The following is a 3,463-nucleotide window of genomic DNA, read 5'->3' as shown; positions in this document are numbered from 1 at the left end:
GGTCGACGCGGGTGACCGGCCTCGTAGTGGACTTCTGGCTCGGCGAGCCGTACCTCGGCATGATGCCGAACTCCCGCAAGGCGCTCGACCTGCGCCGCGATCCCCGCTTCGCCGTGCACGCCAACCCCGGCCCCGACGCCGAGATGGCCGACGGGGACGTACGGATCTCGGGGCGCGCGGTCGAGGTGACCGACGCCGCTCTGCTGGCCCGTTTCATCAGCGAGCGGACACCGCCGGAGCCCTTCCACCTCTTCCGGGTGGAGCCCACCGAGGTGGTACGCGTGGGGATCGAGGGCGGCGACACCGTGGTCATCCAGTCCTGGCGCCCCGGCCGCCCGGTACGCACGATTCGCAGGGGCAACGACGACGGCTCCTGACGCCGCGTGCCCGGCAGGGGCGGCCGGGCGGAGAATGGGCCTGTGCCTACCAAGAAGAAGCCTCAGGCGACACCTTCCCCCGAGCGGCGCGGCGAACTGCTCGCCACCGCCGCCGAGGTGTTCGCCGCGCAGGGATACAACGCCACGACCGTCCGCAGGATCGCGGACGCGGCCGGAATGCTCGCGGGCAGCCTCTACTACCACTTCGACTCCAAGGAATCGATGGTCGACGAGATCCTCTCCACCTTCCTGAACGAGCTCTGGGAGGGCTACGACGCCGTGCTCGGCGCCGGGCTCGGCCCCAGGGAGACCATCGAGGCGCTCGTCACCGAGTCCTTCCGCGAGATCGACCGGCACCGGGCCGCCGTCGCCATCTACCAGAAGGAGTCGCAGCACCTGGCGGCCCAGCCGAGATTCCAGTACCTCGTCGACTCCCAGCAGAAGTTCGAGAAGGCCTGGCTCGGCACCCTGGAGCGCGGCGTCGCCGACCGGGTCTTCCGCGCCGACCTCGACATCCGGCTCACCTACCGCTTCGTCCGGGACACCGTCTGGGTCGCCGCCTCCTGGTACCGGCCGGGCGGACAGCACAGCCCCGAGGAGATCGCCCGCCAGTACCTCTCGATGGTCCTGGACGGGATCGCGCTGCGCGGCTGAGGCGATCGGCCGGTCTTCGAACCGCTGCGACCCCTGCGTTCCAAGGGTTCCGCAGAATTCTGCCGGCCGGCGGCGTGGCGTGTCCCACCGCTGGTCGGCAGATCGTGCTACGGTGGTCCGGTTGCAGTTTTGGTACCCATGAACTTTATGTGCGCCTGACGGGAATGCTTCCTCAGGCGCTTTATTGTTTTCCGGCTTTCTCCGGGTGGGGCTCAATGCGGCGACTTGGAATTCGTAAAGTGCGGATTTCCGGCACTGCACCTGTTTTAGGAGAATGACATGGCTACTGGAACCGTGAAGTGGTTCAACTCGGAAAAGGGCTTCGGCTTCATCGAGCAGGACGGCGGCGGCGCCGACGTCTTCGCCCACTACTCCAACATCGCCACCCAGGGCTTCCGTGAGCTCCAGGAGGGCCAGAAGGTCTCCTTCGACGTCACGCAGGGCCAGAAGGGCCCGCAGGCGGAGAACATCGTCCCGGCCTAATTGCCGGACGCGTACCTCGCAGCCGGGGCCCGCACCGTGAAGGTGCGGGTCCCGGCTTGTGCTGTCCCTGGGAAGTACGGAAGTTCCGGGCGCGTTCGAGCGCCCCGCACCGGGTGCGACGAAGCACCCCGGGTGGACCGGGCCCACGCGTACCGCGTGCAGCAGTCCGCATTCTGCGCAGTCCCCGGCAAGTCCCCAGCAGTCCCACGTAGTTCCCAGGAATCCCCAGGAGGGCAATTCCGTATGACCCGCTCCGAACGTCAGGACCGTCCCGCCCGCAATCGCCCGTCGAGGGGGCGTGGCACGGCCCAGGCAAAGGCAACCGCACAGGGTTCCGGCAAGGGATCCGGCAAGGCGTCGCCCCGTCGCAGGGCCACGCCGCCGCAGGGTGAGTTCGCCCTGCCCGAAACCATGACCCCCGCACTGCCCGCCGTCGAGGCGTTCGCCGAGCTGGACATGCCCGCCGCCCTGCTGAAAACCCTCGCCGCGCAGGGCGTCACCGACCCGTTCCCGATCCAGGGCGCCACCCTGCCGAACTCGCTGGCAGGCCGGGACATCCTCGGCCGCGGCCGCACCGGCTCAGGCAAGACCCTGGCCTTCGGCCTCGCGCTGCTGGCCCGCACGGCGGGACGCCGCTGCGAGCCGAAGGCGCCGCTGGCCCTCGTCCTCGTCCCGACCCGTGAGCTCGCCCAGCAGGTCACCGACGCGTTGACGCCCTACGCCACCGCCGTCAACCTGCGGATGGCCACCGTCGTCGGCGGGATGTCGATCAGCAAGCAGTCCGGCACCCTGCGCCGTGGCGCCGAGGTGCTCGTCGCCACGCCGGGCCGGCTCAAGGACCTCATCGAGCGCGGCGACTGCCGTCTCGACCAGGTCGCCATCACCGTCCTCGACGAGGCCGACCAGATGGCCGACATGGGCTTCATGCCGCAGGTCGTCGCCCTGCTCAAGCAGGTCGAGGAGGGCGGGCAGCGGATGCTGTTCTCCGCGACCCTGGACAAGAACATCGACCGGCTGGTCAAGATGTTCCTGACCGACCCCGTCGTGCACTCGGTCGACCCGTCCGCGGGCGCGGTCACCACCATGGAGCACCACGTCCTCCATGTCCTCGACGAGACGGACAAGAAGGTCGTCGCGATGAAGATCGCCGCCCGCGAGGGCCGAGTGATCATGTTCGTCGACACCAAGCGTGCCGCCGACCGCTTCGCCAAGCGGCTGCTCGCCAGCGGTGTACGGGCGGCCGCCCTGCACGGCGGGCGCTCGCAGCCGCAGCGCAACCGGACCCTGGACCAGTTCAAGACCGGCCAGGTCACCGCGCTCGTCGCGACGAACGTGGCGGCGCGCGGCATCCATGTCGACGACCTCGACCTGGTCGTCAACGTGGACCCGCCCGTCGACCACAAGGACTACCTCCACCGCGGCGGGCGCACGGCGCGCGCCGGGGAGTCCGGCAGCGTCGTCACGCTGGTGCTGCCCGAGGAGAAGCGGGAGATGACCCGGCTGATGCAGGACGCCGGCATCGCGCCGCGCACCACCCGGATCAAGTCCACCGACGAGGAGCTCACCCGGATCACCGGGGCACGCGAGCCGTCCGGTGTCGCCATCGTGGTCGAGGTCCCGCAGCCGACCCAGCCGAAGCCGCGTACGCGGTCCGGCGGGGGTGCGGGGTCCGGCGGGTCCGGTACCGGCGGCGGTTTCCGTTCGGGCACGCGTGGGCGTGGCCGGCGCGGGTCCGGCGCCGGGGGCGCCGGAGGCGCCGGTGCCGGTGGTGCGGGTCGCTCCGGCGGTTCCGGCCGCAGCGGTGCGCCCGCGCGAGGCCGTCGCGCGGCGTAGCGAAATCAAGCCCGTCCGGCGATGGAGGACGGAGGCGGCAGCCGGGGTGACCCCCGCCACGCGCCCCGCCCCCAAAACCCGCCGCGCCGGGACGGGCGCCGCCGGGGGTTAAGGGG

At 70.7% G+C, this 3,463-nt stretch carries 4 protein-coding genes; all 4 read left to right on the top strand.

What is annotated here, in order from left to right; all coding sequences use genetic code 11:
* A partial coding sequence (locus tag ACFVW8_RS38775; RefSeq protein ID WP_389698708.1) for a pyridoxamine 5'-phosphate oxidase family protein occupies window positions 1-377 on the top strand: 377 nt, incomplete at its 5' end.
* A 42-nt stretch (window positions 378-419) separates the two neighbouring features.
* Window positions 420-1,031, top strand: coding sequence for a TetR/AcrR family transcriptional regulator (locus ACFVW8_RS38770; protein ID WP_389698706.1), 612 nt, complete (start codon window positions 420-422; stop codon window positions 1,029-1,031).
* Between the two features lie 279 nt (window positions 1,032-1,310).
* On the top strand, window positions 1,311-1,514 hold the full coding sequence (locus ACFVW8_RS38765) for a cold-shock protein (protein WP_015607926.1): 204 nt from the start codon (window positions 1,311-1,313) through the stop codon (window positions 1,512-1,514).
* Window positions 1,515-1,757: 243 nt separating this feature from the next.
* Window positions 1,758-3,347 carry a DEAD/DEAH box helicase gene (locus tag ACFVW8_RS38760; protein WP_389698704.1) on the top strand — a complete coding sequence of 530 codons (1,590 nt, stop codon included), beginning with the start codon at window positions 1,758-1,760 and terminating at the stop codon, window positions 3,345-3,347.
* The last annotated feature ends 116 nt before the right edge of the window (window positions 3,348-3,463 follow it).

This window comes from Streptomyces sp. NPDC058221 (assembly GCF_042882365.1).
Classification (GTDB): domain Bacteria; phylum Actinomycetota; class Actinomycetes; order Streptomycetales; family Streptomycetaceae; genus Streptomyces.
This window is presented reverse-complemented; position numbering and strand designations above follow the sequence as displayed.

What these genes read in the sequence shown, in the direction of transcription:
- ACFVW8_RS38765 (WP_015607926.1), top strand. Translation starts at nt 1,311, where the DNA reads ATGGCTACTGGAACCGTGAAGTGGTTCAACTCGGAAAAGGGCTTCGGC.
- ACFVW8_RS38760 (WP_389698704.1), top strand. Translation starts at nt 1,758, where the DNA reads ATGACCCGCTCCGAACGTCAGGACCGTCCCGCCCGCAATCGCCCGTCG.